The organism is Shewanella pealeana ATCC 700345, assembly GCF_000018285.1.
Classification (GTDB): domain Bacteria; phylum Pseudomonadota; class Gammaproteobacteria; order Enterobacterales; family Shewanellaceae; genus Shewanella; species Shewanella pealeana.
Genome location: NC_009901.1, coordinates 208,858 through 223,641, shown reverse-complemented (window position 1 = coordinate 223,641; position 14,784 = coordinate 208,858). Strand labels below are relative to the sequence as shown.

Genomic DNA, 14,784 nt, shown 5'->3' with positions numbered 1-14,784 from the left:
AATCCTTATTACCTATATCTGTACTAATCTGGACTTAAAGGTCGTCTGCTAAACTAGCTGGAGGCCAGTTTTCCAGACGCATACCTAACGACAGTCCGCGAGACGCTAAAACATCCTTAATTTCAGTAAGAGATTTCTTACCTAGGTTAGGAGTCTTAAGCAGCTCAACTTCAGTGCGTTGTACCAGATCGCCGATGTAATGAATCGCTTCAGCCTTCAAACAGTTGGCTGAACGTACAGTTAGCTCTAAATCGTCGACAGGACGCAACAGAATCGGATCGAACTCCGGCTTCTCTTCTACTGGTGCAGTCTCAGTCACATCACGTAACTCAACAAACGCATCTAGCTGTTCGGCTAGAATTGTCGCTGAACGACGGATAGCTTCCTCAGGATCGATAGTACCGTTAGTGGTCATGTCGATAACGAGTTTATCTAAGTCTGTACGCTGTTCAACACGAGCAGCTTCAACATTGTATGCAATGCGAGCAACTGGTGAGAACGAAGAATCAACCAACAAACGGCCGATAGGGCGATCATCGTCTTCAGTTTGTGCACGGGCAGAAGCCGGTACATAACCACGACCACGCTCTACGCGGATACGCATGCTGACTTCATTATTACCTGTCAAATGACAAATAACATGGTCAGGATTCATGATAGTAACATCACCATCATGCGTGATATCTGCTGCAGTAACAGGGCCTGCGCCTGACTTACTTAGCGTAAGCATAGCTTCGTCTTTCCCTTCGATAACTACTGCTAAACCCTTAAGGTTTAATAGTATCTCAAGGATATCTTCTTGCACGCCTTCCTTGCTACTGTATTCATGCAGTACACCATCGATCTCTACTTCGGTAACCGCGCAGCCTGGCATAGACGACAATAGGATACGACGCAACGCGTTACCTAGAGTATGACCAAAACCACGCTCTAGCGGCTCCAGTGTAACCTTGGCACGTGTTGGATTAACCTGCTCGATATCAACGAGACGCGGTTTAAGAAATTCTGTAACAGAACCCTGCATTGTGTCCTCTCTTTTGTTTTAACTTTACTTAGAGTAAAGTTCGACGATCAGCTGTTCGTTAATTTCCGCAGACAAATCACTACGCTCAGGAATACGCTTGAAAGCACCTTCCATCTTAGTGTTGTCAACTTCAACCCATGTTGGCTTTTCGCGTTGAGCCGACACTTCTAAAGCCGCTTTAATACGAGCTTGAGTGCGTGACTTTTCACGAACGCTCACTACATCATTCGCAGACACTTTGAATGATGGAATGTTAACGACGCTACCATTAACCATAATTGACTTATGGCTAACTAGCTGACGTGATTCAGCGCGTGTTGCACCAAAGCCCATGCGATAAACAACGTTATCTAGACGGGTTTCTAAAAGAGTAAGTAGGTTTTCACCAGTGTTACCTTTAGTACGTGCAGCATCTTTGTAGTAGTTACGGAATTGCTTTTCTAGCACACCATAAATACGACGAACTTTTTGTTTCTCGCGTAGCTGAACACCATACTCAGACAAACGGGTCTTACGAGCGCCGTGTTGTCCAGGTGCAGTTTCAAGCTTACACTTCGAATCGATTGCTCTCACGCCGCTTTTTAGGAAAAGGTCTGTACCTTCTCTGCGGCTGAGCTTGAGCTTTGGACCCAAGTATCTTGCCATGTTCTTTCTCCAACTATCCTATTAAAAACGACGAGTTAAACGCGACGTTTCTTAGGAGGACGACAACCATTATGAGGGATAGGCGTCACATCGGTAATGTTAGTAATCTTGTAACCAACCGAGTTTAGTGCACGAATCGCTGATTCGCGTCCTGGACCTGGACCCTTCACAAAAACTTCTAGGTTTTTAACACCGTAGTCCTGAGCAGCAGTACCTGCACGCTCAGCAGCAACCTGTGCAGCAAATGGGGTAGATTTACGTGAACCACGGAAACCTGAACCACCAGAAGTTGCCCAAGATAGTGCGTTACCTTGACGATCTGTAATGGTAATAATTGTGTTGTTGAAAGACGCATGGATATGCGCCATACCATCAGCAACCTGTTTACGTACACGCTTACGCGGAGAACGTGACGGAACTTTAGCCATTTTGGTTTACCCCGTTACTTTCTAATTGGTTTACGTGGACCTTTACGCGTACGCGCATTGGTCTTAGTACGTTGCCCACGAAGGGGAAGGCTACGACGATGGCGAAGGCCACGGTAACAACCAAGGTCCATAAGACGCTTGATGTTCATGGAAACTTCACGACGTAAATCGCCTTCTACAATGTAGTTAGCAACTTCTTCGCGTAGAGTATCAATTTGAGCTTCGCTCAATTCCTTGATCTTAGCATCTTCAGCAATAGAAGTAGCCGCGCAAATAGCTTGTGCGCGAGTACGACCGATGCCGTAGATAGCAGTCAATGCAATGACTGTATGCTTTTGATCAGGAATGTTAATGCCAGCGATACGGGCCACTATGCACTCCTTAAGTTAAAGGTCATCTGTGAAAAGCCCGGTAGGATACTCGACAGACGACAATTTAGCAAATAATATTTTGACCAGCCCGGACTGGGCTGGTCAATTTTGTTTAGCCTTGACGCTGTTTGTGTTTAGGTTCAACACAAATCACACGTACAACGCCACTACGCTTTACGATCTTGCAGTTACGGCAGATCTTCTTCACGGAAGCTCGAACTTTCATTTCATCACTCCGAGATAACTAGCTTAGCGACCAAAGCGATCTAAGTTCGCTTTGTTTACCAAGTTAGCTTTCTTCATTACAGACTCATACTGATGAGACATCATATGGGTCTGAACCTGAGCCATGAAGTCCATGATTACGACTACCATAATTAGTAGTGAAGTACCGCCAAAATAGAACTGTACTTTCCACGCAATTAACATGAACTCCGGAATTAAGCAGATAAAGGTAATATATAACGCGCCAGCTAATGTTAGGCGTGTCATAACTTTATCAATGTAACGCGAAGTCTGTTCTCCAGGACGAATCCCGGGAATAAACGCACCACTCTTCTTCAAGTTATCAGCTGTTTCGCGAGGGTTAAACACCAACGCAGTATAGAAGAAACAGAAGAAAATAATCGCTGTTGCATATAATAATGAGTACAGCGGTTGTCCTGGTGACACAGCTAGTGAAAAATCACTTAACCATGACATGGACTCATTTTGACCAAACCACTGAGCCAGTGTGCCTGGGAACAAAATGATGCTGGACGCAAAAATAGGCGGGATAACACCGGCCATATTAATCTTAAGTGGTAAGTGAGTGCTTTGCGCTGCAAAAACCTTACGGCCCTGCTGACGCTTAGCATAGTTAACAACGATACGACGTTGTCCACGCTCAACGAATACCACAAAATAAGTAACAGCGAAAACAATCACTGCCAGCAACAACAATACTAGTACATTCAAGTCGCCTTGACGCGCCTGCTCGGCTGTTTGGCCGATAGCAGATGGCAGACCAGCAACAATACCTGCGAAAATAAGAATCGAGATACCATTACCTATGCCTCTTTCGGTAATTTGCTCACCTAGCCACATTAGGAACATAGTTCCTGTTACTAAGCTCACAACTGCAACGAAGTAGAAACTAAATCCTAGGTTAACAACTAACCCTGGAACTAGATTCGGTAAACCTGTTGCGATACCGATTGCCTGGAACGTACCCAGGACCAATGTGCCGTATCGAGTATATTGACTGATCTTCTTTCGTCCTGACTCGCCTTCTTTTTTCAATTCAGCAAGTGCGGGATGAACCACAGTCAACAACTGCATAATGATAGATGCCGAAATATACGGCATGATACCTAATGCGAAGATAGAGGCACGTTCAAGGGCACCACCAGAGAACATGTTAAACATGCCTAGGATGGTCCCCTTTTGCTGATTAAACAGCTCTGCTAGTACAGCAGCGTCAATACCAGGAATTGGTACAAACGAACCGGCTCTAAAGACGATAATTGCACCAATCACGAACAGCAGGCGGGTTTTCAATTCTGATAAACCGCCCTTCGCGCTTTTTAAATCAAGTCCTGGTTTTGCCATCGACGTATTATTCCTCGATCTTGCCACCGGCAGCTTCAATAGCTGCACGTGCACCTTGGGTTACCTTCAGACCTTTAACGGTCACAGGGCGCTCAATGGTACCTGAAAGAACGATTTTAGCAAACTGTATGTTGCGAGTAACTAGATTCGCATCTTTCAGCGCATTTAGGTCGATAACATCACCGTTAACTTTAGCCAACTCGCTAATGCGAATCTCGGCTGATACCAACGCTTTACGCGAGGTAAAACCAAACTTTGGCAAACGAATCTTAAGTGGCATTTGACCACCTTCGAAACCGACGCGAACGCCGCCACCAGAACGAGACTTCTGGCCTTTGTGACCACGGCCACAAGTTTTACCAGTGCCTGAACCGATACCGCGACCTACACGCTTAGCTGCTGATTTAGCACCTGCAGCAGGTGATAGAGTATTTAGACGCATCTTATACTTCCTCCACCGAAACCATGTAGTAAACCTTGTTAATCATACCGCGAACAGAAGGAGTATCTTCTACTTCAACAGTATGATTAATGCGGCGTAGACCTAGACCAGTCAAAGTTGCACGGTGCTTTGGTAAGCGGCCGATTGAACTTTTAGTCTGAGTTACTTTAAGTGTTTTAGTAGCCATGGTGCATTAACCTCGAATTTCAGTAACATTCAGGCCACGCTTAGCTGCGATTTGTGAAGGTGATTTCATATTCACCAACGCATCGACAGTAGCACGAACGATGTTGATCGGGTTAGTAGAACCGTATGCTTTTGACAGAACGTTATGAACGCCTGCTACTTCCAATACGGCACGCATTGCGCCACCGGCAATAATACCGGTACCGTCAGAGGCTGGTTGCATGTAAACACGTGAACCAGTGTGACGACCCTTTACAGGGTGGTGCAAAGTACCATTGTTCAATTCAACGTTTACAATGTTACGGCGAGCCTTTTCCATTGCTTTCTGAATTGCGGCAGGCACTTCACGCGCTTTACCATAGCCATAGCCGACTTTACCGTTACCATCACCCACTACTGTTAGTGCAGTGAAGCTAAAGATACGTCCGCCTTTAACTACTTTAGAAACACGATTAACTGCAACTAATTTCTCTTGCAGATCGTCTTTTTGCTGTTGAGCTTCAAATTTAGCCATTTTTCATCATTCCTTAGAACTTGAGGCCAGCTTCACGTGCAGCGTCTGCTAATGCAGCAACGCGACCGTGATACTTGAAGCCGGAACGATCGAATGCAACTACAGCTACGCCTTTTTCGATAGCGCGCTCAGCAACGGTTTTACCCACTACTTTAGCTGCATCTACGTTACCTGTGTACTTTAGCTGCTCTGTTACTGCTTTTTCAGCAGTAGAAGCTGCCGCCAACACTACGTTTTCAGGGCTAATGACCTGAGCGTAAGTGTGACGTGGTGTACGATGTACAACCAGACGATTAACGCCCAGCTCTTGGATCTTCTTACGGGCACGTAGAGCGCGGCGTAAGCGAGATGTTTTCTTATCCATATCGTATTACCTTACTTCTTCTTAGCCTCTTTACGGCGTACTTGTTCGTCAGCATAGCGAACACCTTTACCTTTGTAAGGCTCTGGTGGACGGTAACCGCGAATCTCAGCTGCGACTTGTCCGATCAACTGCTTATCAGTACCAGAAAGTACGATTTCAGTTTGTGATGGACACTCAGCTGTAACGCCGTCAGGAAGTTTGTGAACCAAAGGATGTGAGAAACCTAGAGTTAGGTCGATATCTTTACCGGCAAGTTTTGCACGGTAACCAACACCAACTAACTGAAGTTTCTTAACAAAACCGTCAGTAACACCAACAACCATGTTGTTGATTAATGCACGAGCTGTACCAGCTTGAGCAGCGGTTTTAGCGCTTTCAACTGGTGAACACTTGATTTCATTGTCTTCAACAACAACAGAAACGTCAGAGTTAATAACTCGAGTCAAACTACCTTTAGTACCTTTTACGGTGATAGTTTGTTCGTTTAAAGTCACTTCTACGCCTGCAGGGATAGCGACTGGTGCTTTTGCGACACGAGACATTGCTAGCTCCTTATGCTACGTAGCAGATAACTTCCCCACCCATGCCATTTTGGCGGGCAGTACGATCAGTCATCAAACCTTGAGAAGTGGACACAATAGCGACACCCAGTCCGCCCATAACCTTTGGAAGTTCGTTTTTACCTTTGTAAATACGAAGACCAGGACGGCTAACGCGCTGGATAGTCTCAACGACTGGCTGACCTTGGAAATACTTTAAAGTGATTTCCAATTCAGGCTTGGCTTCATCTGCTACGGCGTAGTCAGTGATATAACCTTCTTCTTTAAGCATTTTCGCGATAGCGATTTTTAGCTTAGCAGATGGCATCTTCACAGATACGTGTTTAGCAGCTTGGCCGTTACGAATACGTGTTAACATATCCGCAATAGGATCTTGCATGCTCATATTAGCTTACTCCGTGACAAGTGCTTACCAGCTGGCCTTGCGAAGACCAGGAACTTCACCGCGCATAGTTGCTTCACGTAATTTAATACGGCTAAGGCCGAATTTACGTAGGAAACCATGTGGGCGACCAGTTTGACTACAACGATTACGCTGACGCGCTGCGCTAGAGTCACGTGGTAGAGCTTGTAACTTAAGTACTGCATCCCAACGGTCATCATCAGATGTAGTTGGACTGCTAATGATAGCTTTAAGTGCAGCACGCTTTTCAGCGAACTTAGCTACGAGCTGTGCACGTTTTGCTTCACGTGCTTTCATTGAACTTTTTGCCATTACGCTACCCTTATTTCTTGAATGGGAAGTTAAAGCCTTCGAGCAAAGCTCGGCCTTCTTCGTCATTCTTCGCAGAAGTAGTGATTACAATATCCATACCGCGGATCTTATCGATTTTATCGTATTGGATCTCTGGGAAGATAATTTGCTCACGTACGCCCATCGCATAGTTACCACGGCCGTCGAACGATTTAACGCTCAAACCACGGAAGTCACGAATACGCGGGATCGCGATATCAACTAAACGCTCTAAGAATTCCCACATACGCTCACCGCGCAGTGTAACCTTACAGCCAATTGGGTAGCCTTCACGGATTTTAAAACCAGCAACTGACTTACGAGCTACAGTCACTACTGGCTTTTGACCAGCGATAGCAGTCATGTCACGAAGCGCATGCTCCATAACTTTCTTATCTGCTACTGCTTCGCCAACACCCATATTAAGGGTGATCTTTTCAATCCGAGGGACTTGCATGACACTGGTAAAACCGAACTTTGTTACAAGTTCAGGACTAACAGTCTCTTTGTATTTATCATGCAGTTTCGCCATCGTTTACTCCAAATTACTTAACGAGTTCACTGTTCGACTTAAAGAAACGGACTTTTTTGCCGTCTTCAAATCGGAAACCAACGCGATCAGCTTTGCCAGTGGCAGAGTTGAAAATCGCTACGTTTGATGCTTGTATCGGTGCTTCTTGCTCAACAATACCGCCAGCTACGCCCAATTGTGGGTTTGGCTTTTGGTGTTTCTTGACAAGGTTAATACCTTCTACAATTAATTTACCAGTTGGAAGAACCTGAGAAACCTTACCGCGTTTACCCTGGTCTTTACCTGCTAGTACAATTACTTCGTCTTGACGACGTATTTTAGCTGCCATTTTGAAGCTCCTTACAGTACTTCTGGTGCCAATGACACAATCTTCATAAACTGCTCAGTACGCAATTCACGTGTCACAGGTCCAAAGATACGAGTACCAATCGGTGCAAGGTTTGCGTTAAGCAATACCGCTGCGTTCCGATCGAAGCGAATGACAGAACCGTCTGGACGACGTACGCCTTTCTTAGTACGGACTACCACCGCGTTATATACATCACCTTTCTTCGCTTTACCGCGAGGAATAGCTTCTTTAACAGAAACCTTGATGACGTCGCCGATACCGGCATAACGACGATGAGAGCCACCCAAGACCTTAATACACTGAACTCTACGAGCGCCACTGTTACAGGCGACTTCTAGAGTCGATTGCATTTGGATCATTTTAAGTGCTCCGCTATCGTTACTTACAATCCCACAAAGGGGCTACATTTCACCCTAATTTCGACTTTAATTTAGTCAAAATTGGCGCGCAAGTGTAACACCTAAAAATAGGAATAGATAGTACTAAAAATAAAAACGGCCCCAACTTTAGGAGCCGTTTGCTTAAATACCTAATAAGCTTAGGCTTTTGTTACTACTTCAACCAGAGTCCAAGACTTAGTCTTAGACAGCGGACGGCATTCGCGAATAGTCACGATATCGCCAGCATTACACTGATTTTGTTCGTCATGAGCATGGATCTTAGTAGTACGCTTGATAAACTTACCGTATAAAGGGTGTTTTACCTTACGTTCAATAGCTACAGTGATAGACTTGTCCATCTTGTCGCTAAGTACTCGACCTTGCAAAGTACGGATAGTATCAGACATTATGCACCCGCCTTAGAAGTAATAATGGTCTTAACGCGCGCAATGTTGCGACGCACGATTTTAAGCTGATGAGTCTGAGTCAACTGACCAGTGGCGTGTTGCATACGCAGATTAAACTGCTCACGCAGCAGACCAAGCAGTTCAGCGTTCAGTTCTTCAACGCTCTTAGCTGTTAGTTCGCTCGCTTTCATTACATCACCGACTTAGTTACGAAGGTAGTCTTCAGAGGAAGTTTAGCTGCAGCTAGGGTGAAAGCTTCACGAGCTAACTCCTCAGATACACCATTCATCTCGTAAAGAACCTTACCAGGTTGAATCTGGCAAACCCAATATTCAACGTTACCCTTACCTTTACCCATACGCACTTCAAGAGGCTTAGAGGTAATTGGCTTGTCAGGGAAAACGCGGATCCAGATCTGACCTTGACGTTTAATGTGACGTGTCATAGCACGACGCGCAGCTTCGATTTGACGAGCAGTTAGACGACCACGTCCAACAGCTTTCAAACCGAATTCACCGAAGCTAACTTCAGTGCCGTTCGCTAGACCACGGTTGCGGCCTTTGAACATTTTGCGAAACTTCATTCTTTTTGGTTGCAGCATTGCCAGCTCTCCTATTTACCGCGAGGCTTACGCTTCGGCTGCTGTTTCGGCTCTTCATGCTGAGGTAGAACGCCGTCTAGAACTTCGCCTTTGAAGACCCAAACTTTAACGCCAATCACACCGTATTGAGTGTGACTCTCAGAAGTAGAATAGTCGATATCAGCACGCAGTGTATGCAAAGGTACACGACCTTCACGATACCACTCCGAACGCGCAATCTCAGCGCCGCCTAGACGGCCACTCACTTCAACTTTGATACCCTTAGCACCAAGACGCATTGCGTTTTGAACTGCGCGCTTCATAGCACGACGGAACATAACACGACGCTCTAGCTGCGAAGCGATGCCATCGGCAACAAGCTTAGCATCTAGCTCTGGCTTACGGATCTCAGCGATGTTGATTTGAGCTGGAATACCAGTCAGCTTAGCAACTGCGTTGCGTAGCTTCTCAACGTCTTCGCCTTTCTTACCAATCACAACACCTGGACGGGCTGTGTGGATAGTTACGCGAACACTCTTAGCTGGACGCTCGATAACAATCTTAGAAACTGATGCTTGCTTAAGTTTCTTTTCAAGAAACTTACGCACTTCCCAGTCACTGCTCAAGTTATTGGCATAGTCTGACTTGTCAGCGTACCAGGTCGAGATCCAAGGCTTAGTGATACCCAGACGGATACCATTAGGATGTACTTTCTGTCCCATTGCTAACTCCTAGCGATCTGACACAACCACAGTAATGTGGCTGGTGCGCTTGATTATACGATCAGCACGGCCTTTGGCACGTGGCATGATACGCTTCATAGTTGGACCTTCATCGATCATAATCGCTCCAACTCTTAGTTCGTCAATGTCAGCACCTTCATTGTGCTCAGCATTAGCGATTGCAGAGTCCAGTACTTTTTTAACAAGTACTGCAGCTTTCTTAGGGCTGAAAGTTAGAATTTCGAGAGCCTTAGCAACAGGCAGTCCACGGATTTGATCTGCAACCAAACGACACTTTTGAGGCGACGTACGGGCAAAACGATGTTTAGCTAAAACTTCCATCTTATGTCTCCCGTATTAACGCTTCTTCGCTTTCTTATCTGCAGCATGGCCGCGATAAGTGCGAGTTGGTGAAAATTCACCAAGCTTGTGGCCGATCATTTCGTCAGTTACGAACACAGGTACGTGCTGACGACCATTATGGACAGCGATGGTCATTCCAATCATGTTAGGAATGATCATAGAGCGACGAGACCAAGTCTTAATAGGCTTCTTGTCTCCAGCTTCCATCGCTTTCTCTACCTTCTTCAGCAAGTGTAGGTCAATGAATGGACCTTTCTTGAGAGAACGTGGCATGGCGAATCCTCTTACTTTTTATTGCGACGACGTACGATGTACTTGTCGGTGCGTTTATTACTACGAGTCTTATAACCCTTAGTAGGCTGACCCCATGGAGATACAGGATGACGACCACCAGAAGTACGGCCTTCACCACCACCATGTGGGTGATCTACTGGGTTCATTGCAACACCACGCACTGTTGGGCGTACGCCTCTCCAGCGTTTAGCACCTGCTTTACCTAACTGGCGTAGCATGTGTTCGGCATTACCAACTTCACCCAATGTCGCGCGGCAATCAACCGGCACTTTACGCATTTCGCCAGAGCGAAGACGTAGAGTGGCGTATGCGCCATCACGAGCAATAACTTGTACATAAGCACCAGCAGAACGCGCGATTTGAGCACCTTTAGCAGGCTTCATTTCAACTGCGTGTACTACGCTACCCACAGGGATATTACGTAGAGGCAGTGCGTTACCGCTCTTGATTTCTGCATCGATACCAGACTGGATCTTATCACCAGCTTTCATGCCTTTAGCGGCAAGAATATAACGACGCTCACCATCAGCGTATAGTACCAAAGCGATGTTAGCTGTACGGTTTGGATCATATTCCAAACGTTCAACCTTCGCAGGGATACCGTCTTTGTTACGCTTAAAGTCGATTAGACGATAATGCTGCTTATGACCACCACCAATGTGACGGACAGTGATACGGCCAGTATTGTTACGGCCACCACTTTTAGATTTTTTCGCCAACAGGCCTGCAAAAGGTTTACCTTTATGCAGATCGCTGTTCACCACTTTAACTAAGTGGCGACGACCTGGAGAGGTTGGCTTACACTTAATAACTGCCATGATAATTCTCCTTTGCCTTATTCAGCGCCGCCGACGAAATCGATGTCAGCACCTTCAGCTAAAGTAACATAGGCTTTTTTCCAATCGCTACGGCGGCCAACACGGGCACCAGTGCGCTTAGTTTTACCTTTGTTAACCAAAGTGCGAACTGAATCGACTTCAACTTCGAATAGCTGTGCTACTGCAGCTTTAACTTCAGCTTTAGTTGCATCGATAGCTACACGGAAAACAACTGTATTGTTCTTCTCTGCATTCACAGTGCTCTTTTCAGAGATGTGTGGAGCAAGAATCACTTTTAACAAACGTTCTTCGCTTATCATCCCAGCATCTCCTCGATTTGCTTAATAGCTTCAGCAGTAACTAGTACCTTGTTGAATGCGATAAGGCTAACTGGATCAATACCAGCAACATCACGTACGTCAACTTTGTAAAGGTTACGAGCAGCTAAGAACAAGTTCTCGTCAACTTCTGGAGTAACAATCAACACATCTTCAAGTTGCATTTCGTTTAGTTTAGCTTTCAGCTCTTTAGTTTTAGGAGCTTCAACACCGAACGACTCAACTACGATAAGACGGTCTTGACGTACCAATTCAGAGAAAATGCTCTTCAGCGCTCCGCGGTACATCTTTTTGTTAACTTTTTGGCTGTGATCTTGTGTTTTAGCAGCGAATGTTACGCCACCGCCACGCCAGATTGGGCCTTTAACAGTACCAGCACGTGCACGGCCAGTACCTTTTTGGCGCCATGGCTTCTTGCCTGAGCCAGTTACTTCTGCGCGAGTCTTTTGAGCACGAGTGCCCTGACGCGCGTTTGCAGCGTAAGCTACAACTACCTGATGAACCAGTGCTTCATTAAAGTCACGGCCAAAGGTAGCTTCGGAAACTTCAAGAGCACTCTGTGCGTCTTTCAATACCAATTCCATTACTATCTCCTCAGACCTTAAGCTTTAACAGCTGGTTTGATGATCAGGTCGCCATTAGTAGCGCCTGGAACTGCACCCTTAACCAATAGCAGGTTACGTTCAGCATCTACACGAATTACTTCTAGATTCTGTGTCGTAACACGCTCAGCACCCATGTGGCCAGACATTTTCTTACCTTTGAAAACGCGACCAGGTGTTTGGTTTTGACCAATAGAACCGTTAGCTCTATGTGCCAGTGAGTTACCATGTGTGGCATCTTGAGTAGCGAAGTTCCAGCGCTTAATACCGCCTTGGAAGCCCTTACCCTTTGATTGACCAGTAACATCAACTTTCGCTATGTCAGCGAAGATATCTACATTCAGCTCAGCACCAACTTCGATGCCTTCGCCTTCACCATCTGCCAAACGCATTTCCCACAAACCACGACCGGCTTCAACGCCTGCCTTAGCAAAGTGACCTGCTTCTGGTTTAGTGATGCGATTAGCTTTTTTTGTACCAGTAGTCACTTGAAGTGCACGGTAACCATCTGTATCCAAAGTTCTCACTTGGGTTACACGGTTAGCAGCAATTTCAATTACTGTTACAGGTACTGACGCGCCATCTTCATTGAAGATGCGAGTCATACCTACTTTACGACCGATAAGACCGATAGCCATCTCTCAAACCTCTTCTAAGGATCTCAATTAACCCAAGCTAATCTGAACGTCAACACCAGCCGCAAGATCTAAACGCATAAGTGCGTCTACAGTCTTTTCAGTCGGCTCTACGATGTCAACAAGACGCTTGTGAGTACGTAGTTCGTACTGATCACGTGCATCTTTATTAACGTGTGGAGAAGTCAAAATGGTATAACGTTCTTTACGCGTTGGTAGTGGAATTGGACCACGAACCTGCGCGCCGGTACGCTTAGCAGTTTCAACGATTTCCGCAGTAGACTGATCAATCAAACGATGATCAAATCCTTTTAAGCGGATACGGATTCTTTGGTTCTGCATTGACCAGAGCTCCTAAAATGTACACAAAAAAATCACCCTCTAGCTATTCTCTTATAGAAAAAAGCAGAGTGAAATGATTTAACCGTTCGACTCACAATCGGAGTCGCTGTTTTTTTACGTCAAACCCGAAGGTAGACCAATTTAAATCGCCTAATGGTTAAGGCGAGGGGGTATTATACTGATTTCAACGCTGAGATCAACCCCGTTGTGTGAAATACCGTCAAATTGACGATTTCCAACAAAGTGGCGTCATTATACACAGTCCGATCTGGATTGCTAGCCCTCGCCTCACTTTTCTTCAGGCAATAAAAAAGGCAGCCTATGCTGCCTTTTTCAGTATCGAGTTAAGACTCGTTGCTAATTAAGCAACGATCTCAGCTACAACACCAGCACCAACTGTACGGCCACCTTCACGGATAGCGAAGCGTAAACCTTCGTCCATCGCGATTGGGCAGATTAGAGTTACAGTCATAGCTACGTTGTCACCAGGCATTACCATCTCAACGCCTTCTGGCAATTCGATAGTACCGGTTACGTCAGTTGTACGGAAGTAGAACTGTGGACGGTAGCCTTTGAAGAATGGAGTGTGACGTCCGCCTTCTTCTTTAGACAGAACATAGATTTCTGACTTGAAAGTAGTGTGTGGAGTGATTGAACCTGGAGCAGCTAGTACTTGACCACGCTCAACATCTTCACGCTTGATACCACGTAGAAGAACACCACAGTTCTCGCCAGCACGACCTTCGTCAAGAAGCTTACGGAACATTTCAACACCAGTACAAGTAGACTTAGTTGTATCTTTGATACCAACGATTTCTACTTCTTCACCAACTTTGATGATACCGCGCTCTACACGACCAGTAACAACAGTACCACGACCAGCGATTGAGAATACATCTTCGATTGGAAGAATGAATGCACCATCGATAGCACGCTCTGGCTCAGGAATGTAAGTATCTAGAGCTTCAGCTAGCTCAAGGATCTTAGCTTCCCACTCTGGCTCGCCTTCAAGAGCTTTAAGAGCAGAACCCTGGATAACTGGTAGGTCATCACCTGGGAAGTCATACTCAGATAGAAGTTCACGAACTTCCATTTCTACTAGCTCTAGAAGCTCTTCGTCATCAACCATGTCACACTTGTTCATGAATACGATGATGAATGGTACGCCAACCTGACGTGAAAGCAGGATGTGCTCACGAGTTTGTGGCATTGGACCATCTGTAGAAGCAACTACTAGAATAGCGCCGTCCATCTGTGCAGCACCAGTGATCATGTTTTTAACATAATCCGCGTGACCTGGACAGTCTACGTGTGCGTAGTGACGTGATGGAGTGTCATATTCGATGTGAGAAGTATTAATTGTAATACCGCGCTCACGCTCTTCTGGAGCGTTATCGATCTGTGCGAAATCACGCTTAGTACCACCGTAAGTCTTCGTTAGTACCGAAGAGATAGCAGCAGTTAGAGTAGTTTTACCATGGTCAACGTGTCCAATAGTACCAACGTTAACATGCGGTTTTACGCGTTCAAATTTTTCTTTAGCCACGATATATTCCTTTCTTTTC

Annotated in this window: 28 protein-coding genes; all 28 read right to left on the bottom strand. The window is 45.7% G+C overall.

Annotated features, from left to right (window positions below):
• Positions 1-34 precede the first annotated feature (34 nt).
• Positions 35-1,024, bottom strand: a complete 990-nt coding sequence (locus SPEA_RS01125; RefSeq protein ID WP_012153478.1) for a DNA-directed RNA polymerase subunit alpha — start codon at positions 1,022-1,024, stop codon at positions 35-37.
• A gap of 24 nt (positions 1,025-1,048) precedes the next feature.
• The gene (gene rpsD, locus SPEA_RS01120; RefSeq protein WP_012153477.1) at positions 1,049-1,669 is read right to left on the bottom strand and encodes a 30S ribosomal protein S4; all 621 of its coding nucleotides are present in this window, start codon (positions 1,667-1,669) and stop codon (positions 1,049-1,051) included.
• A 35-nt stretch (positions 1,670-1,704) separates the two neighbouring features.
• A complete protein-coding gene (gene rpsK / locus SPEA_RS01115; protein ID WP_012153476.1) occupies positions 1,705-2,097 on the bottom strand; it encodes a 30S ribosomal protein S11 in 393 nt (130 codons plus the stop codon).
• Positions 2,098-2,111: 14 nt separating this feature from the next.
• On the bottom strand, positions 2,112-2,468 hold the full coding sequence (rpsM, locus tag SPEA_RS01110) for a 30S ribosomal protein S13 (protein WP_012153475.1): 357 nt from the start codon (positions 2,466-2,468) through the stop codon (positions 2,112-2,114).
• Between the two features lie 112 nt (positions 2,469-2,580).
• On the bottom strand, positions 2,581-2,694 hold the full coding sequence (gene rpmJ / locus SPEA_RS22480) for a 50S ribosomal protein L36 (RefSeq protein ID WP_006083579.1): 114 nt from the start codon (positions 2,692-2,694) through the stop codon (positions 2,581-2,583).
• A 23-nt stretch (positions 2,695-2,717) separates the two neighbouring features.
• On the bottom strand, positions 2,718-4,058 hold the full coding sequence (gene secY / locus SPEA_RS01105; RefSeq protein WP_012153474.1) for a preprotein translocase subunit SecY: 1,341 nt from the start codon (positions 4,056-4,058) through the stop codon (positions 2,718-2,720).
• Positions 4,059-4,065: 7 nt separating this feature from the next.
• Positions 4,066-4,500: a 50S ribosomal protein L15 gene (rplO, locus tag SPEA_RS01100; RefSeq protein ID WP_012153473.1), complete on the bottom strand. Its 435-nt coding sequence runs from the start codon at positions 4,498-4,500 to the stop codon at positions 4,066-4,068.
• 1 nt (position 4,501) lies between these two features.
• Positions 4,502-4,687: a 50S ribosomal protein L30 gene (gene rpmD / locus SPEA_RS01095; RefSeq protein WP_041410757.1), complete on the bottom strand. Its 186-nt coding sequence runs from the start codon at positions 4,685-4,687 to the stop codon at positions 4,502-4,504.
• A gap of 6 nt (positions 4,688-4,693) precedes the next feature.
• Complete coding sequence (rpsE, locus tag SPEA_RS01090; RefSeq protein ID WP_012153471.1) at positions 4,694-5,200, bottom strand: 30S ribosomal protein S5; 507 nt, start codon at positions 5,198-5,200, stop codon at positions 4,694-4,696.
• A 13-nt stretch (positions 5,201-5,213) separates the two neighbouring features.
• Positions 5,214-5,564: a 50S ribosomal protein L18 gene (gene rplR / locus SPEA_RS01085; RefSeq protein ID WP_012153470.1), complete on the bottom strand. Its 351-nt coding sequence runs from the start codon at positions 5,562-5,564 to the stop codon at positions 5,214-5,216.
• Positions 5,565-5,575: 11 nt separating this feature from the next.
• A complete protein-coding gene (gene rplF, locus SPEA_RS01080; protein WP_012153469.1) occupies positions 5,576-6,106 on the bottom strand; it encodes a 50S ribosomal protein L6 in 531 nt (176 codons plus the stop codon).
• Positions 6,107-6,116: 10 nt separating this feature from the next.
• Positions 6,117-6,509 carry a 30S ribosomal protein S8 gene (rpsH, locus tag SPEA_RS01075; RefSeq protein WP_012153468.1) on the bottom strand — a complete coding sequence of 131 codons (393 nt, stop codon included), beginning with the start codon at positions 6,507-6,509 and terminating at the stop codon, positions 6,117-6,119.
• A 24-nt stretch (positions 6,510-6,533) separates the two neighbouring features.
• Positions 6,534-6,839, bottom strand: a complete 306-nt coding sequence (gene rpsN, locus SPEA_RS01070; protein ID WP_012153467.1) for a 30S ribosomal protein S14 — start codon at positions 6,837-6,839, stop codon at positions 6,534-6,536.
• Positions 6,840-6,849: 10 nt separating this feature from the next.
• Positions 6,850-7,389 carry a 50S ribosomal protein L5 gene (gene rplE, locus SPEA_RS01065; RefSeq protein WP_012153466.1) on the bottom strand — a complete coding sequence of 180 codons (540 nt, stop codon included), beginning with the start codon at positions 7,387-7,389 and terminating at the stop codon, positions 6,850-6,852.
• A 13-nt stretch (positions 7,390-7,402) separates the two neighbouring features.
• The gene (gene rplX / locus SPEA_RS01060; protein WP_012153465.1) at positions 7,403-7,717 is read right to left on the bottom strand and encodes a 50S ribosomal protein L24; all 315 of its coding nucleotides are present in this window, start codon (positions 7,715-7,717) and stop codon (positions 7,403-7,405) included.
• 11 nt (positions 7,718-7,728) lie between these two features.
• Complete coding sequence (gene rplN, locus SPEA_RS01055) at positions 7,729-8,097, bottom strand: 50S ribosomal protein L14 (protein WP_011863976.1); 369 nt, start codon at positions 8,095-8,097, stop codon at positions 7,729-7,731.
• A gap of 179 nt (positions 8,098-8,276) precedes the next feature.
• Positions 8,277-8,525 (bottom strand): 30S ribosomal protein S17, encoded by a 249-nt coding sequence (rpsQ, locus tag SPEA_RS01050; RefSeq protein ID WP_012153464.1) that lies wholly within the window; start codon positions 8,523-8,525, stop codon positions 8,277-8,279.
• Positions 8,525-8,716, bottom strand: coding sequence for a 50S ribosomal protein L29 (rpmC, locus tag SPEA_RS01045; RefSeq protein WP_012153463.1), 192 nt, complete (start codon positions 8,714-8,716; stop codon positions 8,525-8,527). The genes rpsQ and rpmC overlap by 1 nt, the downstream gene beginning before the upstream one ends.
• Positions 8,716-9,126 carry a 50S ribosomal protein L16 gene (gene rplP / locus SPEA_RS01040; RefSeq protein ID WP_012153462.1) on the bottom strand — a complete coding sequence of 137 codons (411 nt, stop codon included), beginning with the start codon at positions 9,124-9,126 and terminating at the stop codon, positions 8,716-8,718. Before rplP ends, rpmC begins: the two co-directional genes overlap by 1 nt.
• 11 nt (positions 9,127-9,137) lie before the next feature.
• The gene (rpsC, locus tag SPEA_RS01035; RefSeq protein WP_012153461.1) at positions 9,138-9,827 is read right to left on the bottom strand and encodes a 30S ribosomal protein S3; all 690 of its coding nucleotides are present in this window, start codon (positions 9,825-9,827) and stop codon (positions 9,138-9,140) included.
• 9 nt (positions 9,828-9,836) lie between these two features.
• Entirely contained in the window at positions 9,837-10,169 is a 333-nt protein-coding gene (gene rplV, locus SPEA_RS01030; protein ID WP_012144645.1) for a 50S ribosomal protein L22, read from the bottom strand.
• A 15-nt stretch (positions 10,170-10,184) separates the two neighbouring features.
• Positions 10,185-10,463, bottom strand: a complete 279-nt coding sequence (gene rpsS / locus SPEA_RS01025; RefSeq protein WP_011863970.1) for a 30S ribosomal protein S19 — start codon at positions 10,461-10,463, stop codon at positions 10,185-10,187.
• An 11-nt stretch (positions 10,464-10,474) separates the two neighbouring features.
• A complete protein-coding gene (rplB, locus tag SPEA_RS01020) occupies positions 10,475-11,302 on the bottom strand; it encodes a 50S ribosomal protein L2 (RefSeq protein WP_012153460.1) in 828 nt (275 codons plus the stop codon).
• 17 nt (positions 11,303-11,319) lie between these two features.
• Positions 11,320-11,622: a 50S ribosomal protein L23 gene (rplW, locus tag SPEA_RS01015; protein WP_012153459.1), complete on the bottom strand. Its 303-nt coding sequence runs from the start codon at positions 11,620-11,622 to the stop codon at positions 11,320-11,322.
• A complete protein-coding gene (gene rplD / locus SPEA_RS01010) occupies positions 11,619-12,224 on the bottom strand; it encodes a 50S ribosomal protein L4 (RefSeq protein ID WP_012153458.1) in 606 nt (201 codons plus the stop codon). Before rplD ends, rplW begins: the two co-directional genes overlap by 4 nt.
• Before the next feature lie 17 nt (positions 12,225-12,241).
• The gene (rplC, locus tag SPEA_RS01005; protein ID WP_012153457.1) at positions 12,242-12,880 is read right to left on the bottom strand and encodes a 50S ribosomal protein L3; all 639 of its coding nucleotides are present in this window, start codon (positions 12,878-12,880) and stop codon (positions 12,242-12,244) included.
• A gap of 27 nt (positions 12,881-12,907) precedes the next feature.
• Positions 12,908-13,219, bottom strand: coding sequence for a 30S ribosomal protein S10 (gene rpsJ / locus SPEA_RS01000; RefSeq protein ID WP_005503530.1), 312 nt, complete (start codon positions 13,217-13,219; stop codon positions 12,908-12,910).
• A 361-nt stretch (positions 13,220-13,580) separates the two neighbouring features.
• Positions 13,581-14,765 (bottom strand): elongation factor Tu, encoded by a 1,185-nt coding sequence (gene tuf, locus SPEA_RS00995; RefSeq protein ID WP_012153445.1) that lies wholly within the window; start codon positions 14,763-14,765, stop codon positions 13,581-13,583.
• Between the last annotated feature and the right edge of the window lie 19 nt (positions 14,766-14,784).

What these genes read in the sequence shown, in the direction of transcription:
- SPEA_RS01125 (WP_012153478.1), bottom strand. Translation starts at nt 1,024, where the DNA reads ATGCAGGGTTCTGTTACAGAATTTCTTAAACCGCGTCTCGTTGATATC.
- rpsD (WP_012153477.1), bottom strand. Translation starts at nt 1,669, where the DNA reads ATGGCAAGATACTTGGGTCCAAAGCTCAAGCTCAGCCGCAGAGAAGGT.
- rpsK (WP_012153476.1), bottom strand. Translation starts at nt 2,097, where the DNA reads ATGGCTAAAGTTCCGTCACGTTCTCCGCGTAAGCGTGTACGTAAACAG.
- rpmJ (WP_006083579.1), bottom strand. Translation starts at nt 2,694, where the DNA reads ATGAAAGTTCGAGCTTCCGTGAAGAAGATCTGCCGTAACTGCAAGATC.
- secY (WP_012153474.1), bottom strand. Translation starts at nt 4,058, where the DNA reads ATGGCAAAACCAGGACTTGATTTAAAAAGCGCGAAGGGCGGTTTATCA.
- rplO (WP_012153473.1), bottom strand. Translation starts at nt 4,500, where the DNA reads ATGCGTCTAAATACTCTATCACCTGCTGCAGGTGCTAAATCAGCAGCT.
- rpmD (WP_041410757.1), bottom strand. Translation starts at nt 4,687, where the DNA reads ATGGCTACTAAAACACTTAAAGTAACTCAGACTAAAAGTTCAATCGGC.
- rpsE (WP_012153471.1), bottom strand. Translation starts at nt 5,200, where the DNA reads ATGGCTAAATTTGAAGCTCAACAGCAAAAAGACGATCTGCAAGAGAAA.
- rplR (WP_012153470.1), bottom strand. Translation starts at nt 5,564, where the DNA reads ATGGATAAGAAAACATCTCGCTTACGCCGCGCTCTACGTGCCCGTAAG.
- rplF (WP_012153469.1), bottom strand. Translation starts at nt 6,106, where the DNA reads ATGTCTCGTGTCGCAAAAGCACCAGTCGCTATCCCTGCAGGCGTAGAA.
- rpsH (WP_012153468.1), bottom strand. Translation starts at nt 6,509, where the DNA reads ATGAGCATGCAAGATCCTATTGCGGATATGTTAACACGTATTCGTAAC.
- rpsN (WP_012153467.1), bottom strand. Translation starts at nt 6,839, where the DNA reads ATGGCAAAAAGTTCAATGAAAGCACGTGAAGCAAAACGTGCACAGCTC.
- rplE (WP_012153466.1), bottom strand. Translation starts at nt 7,389, where the DNA reads ATGGCGAAACTGCATGATAAATACAAAGAGACTGTTAGTCCTGAACTT.
- rplX (WP_012153465.1), bottom strand. Translation starts at nt 7,717, where the DNA reads ATGGCAGCTAAAATACGTCGTCAAGACGAAGTAATTGTACTAGCAGGT.
- rplN (WP_011863976.1), bottom strand. Translation starts at nt 8,097, where the DNA reads ATGATCCAAATGCAATCGACTCTAGAAGTCGCCTGTAACAGTGGCGCT.
- rpsQ (WP_012153464.1), bottom strand. Translation starts at nt 8,525, where the DNA reads ATGTCTGATACTATCCGTACTTTGCAAGGTCGAGTACTTAGCGACAAG.
- rpmC (WP_012153463.1), bottom strand. Translation starts at nt 8,716, where the DNA reads ATGAAAGCGAGCGAACTAACAGCTAAGAGCGTTGAAGAACTGAACGCT.
- rplP (WP_012153462.1), bottom strand. Translation starts at nt 9,126, where the DNA reads ATGCTGCAACCAAAAAGAATGAAGTTTCGCAAAATGTTCAAAGGCCGC.
- rpsC (WP_012153461.1), bottom strand. Translation starts at nt 9,827, where the DNA reads ATGGGACAGAAAGTACATCCTAATGGTATCCGTCTGGGTATCACTAAG.
- rplV (WP_012144645.1), bottom strand. Translation starts at nt 10,169, where the DNA reads ATGGAAGTTTTAGCTAAACATCGTTTTGCCCGTACGTCGCCTCAAAAG.
- rpsS (WP_011863970.1), bottom strand. Translation starts at nt 10,463, where the DNA reads ATGCCACGTTCTCTCAAGAAAGGTCCATTCATTGACCTACACTTGCTG.
- rplB (WP_012153460.1), bottom strand. Translation starts at nt 11,302, where the DNA reads ATGGCAGTTATTAAGTGTAAGCCAACCTCTCCAGGTCGTCGCCACTTA.
- rplW (WP_012153459.1), bottom strand. Translation starts at nt 11,622, where the DNA reads ATGATAAGCGAAGAACGTTTGTTAAAAGTGATTCTTGCTCCACACATC.
- rplD (WP_012153458.1), bottom strand. Translation starts at nt 12,224, where the DNA reads ATGGAATTGGTATTGAAAGACGCACAGAGTGCTCTTGAAGTTTCCGAA.
- rplC (WP_012153457.1), bottom strand. Translation starts at nt 12,880, where the DNA reads ATGGCTATCGGTCTTATCGGTCGTAAAGTAGGTATGACTCGCATCTTC.
- rpsJ (WP_005503530.1), bottom strand. Translation starts at nt 13,219, where the DNA reads ATGCAGAACCAAAGAATCCGTATCCGCTTAAAAGGATTTGATCATCGT.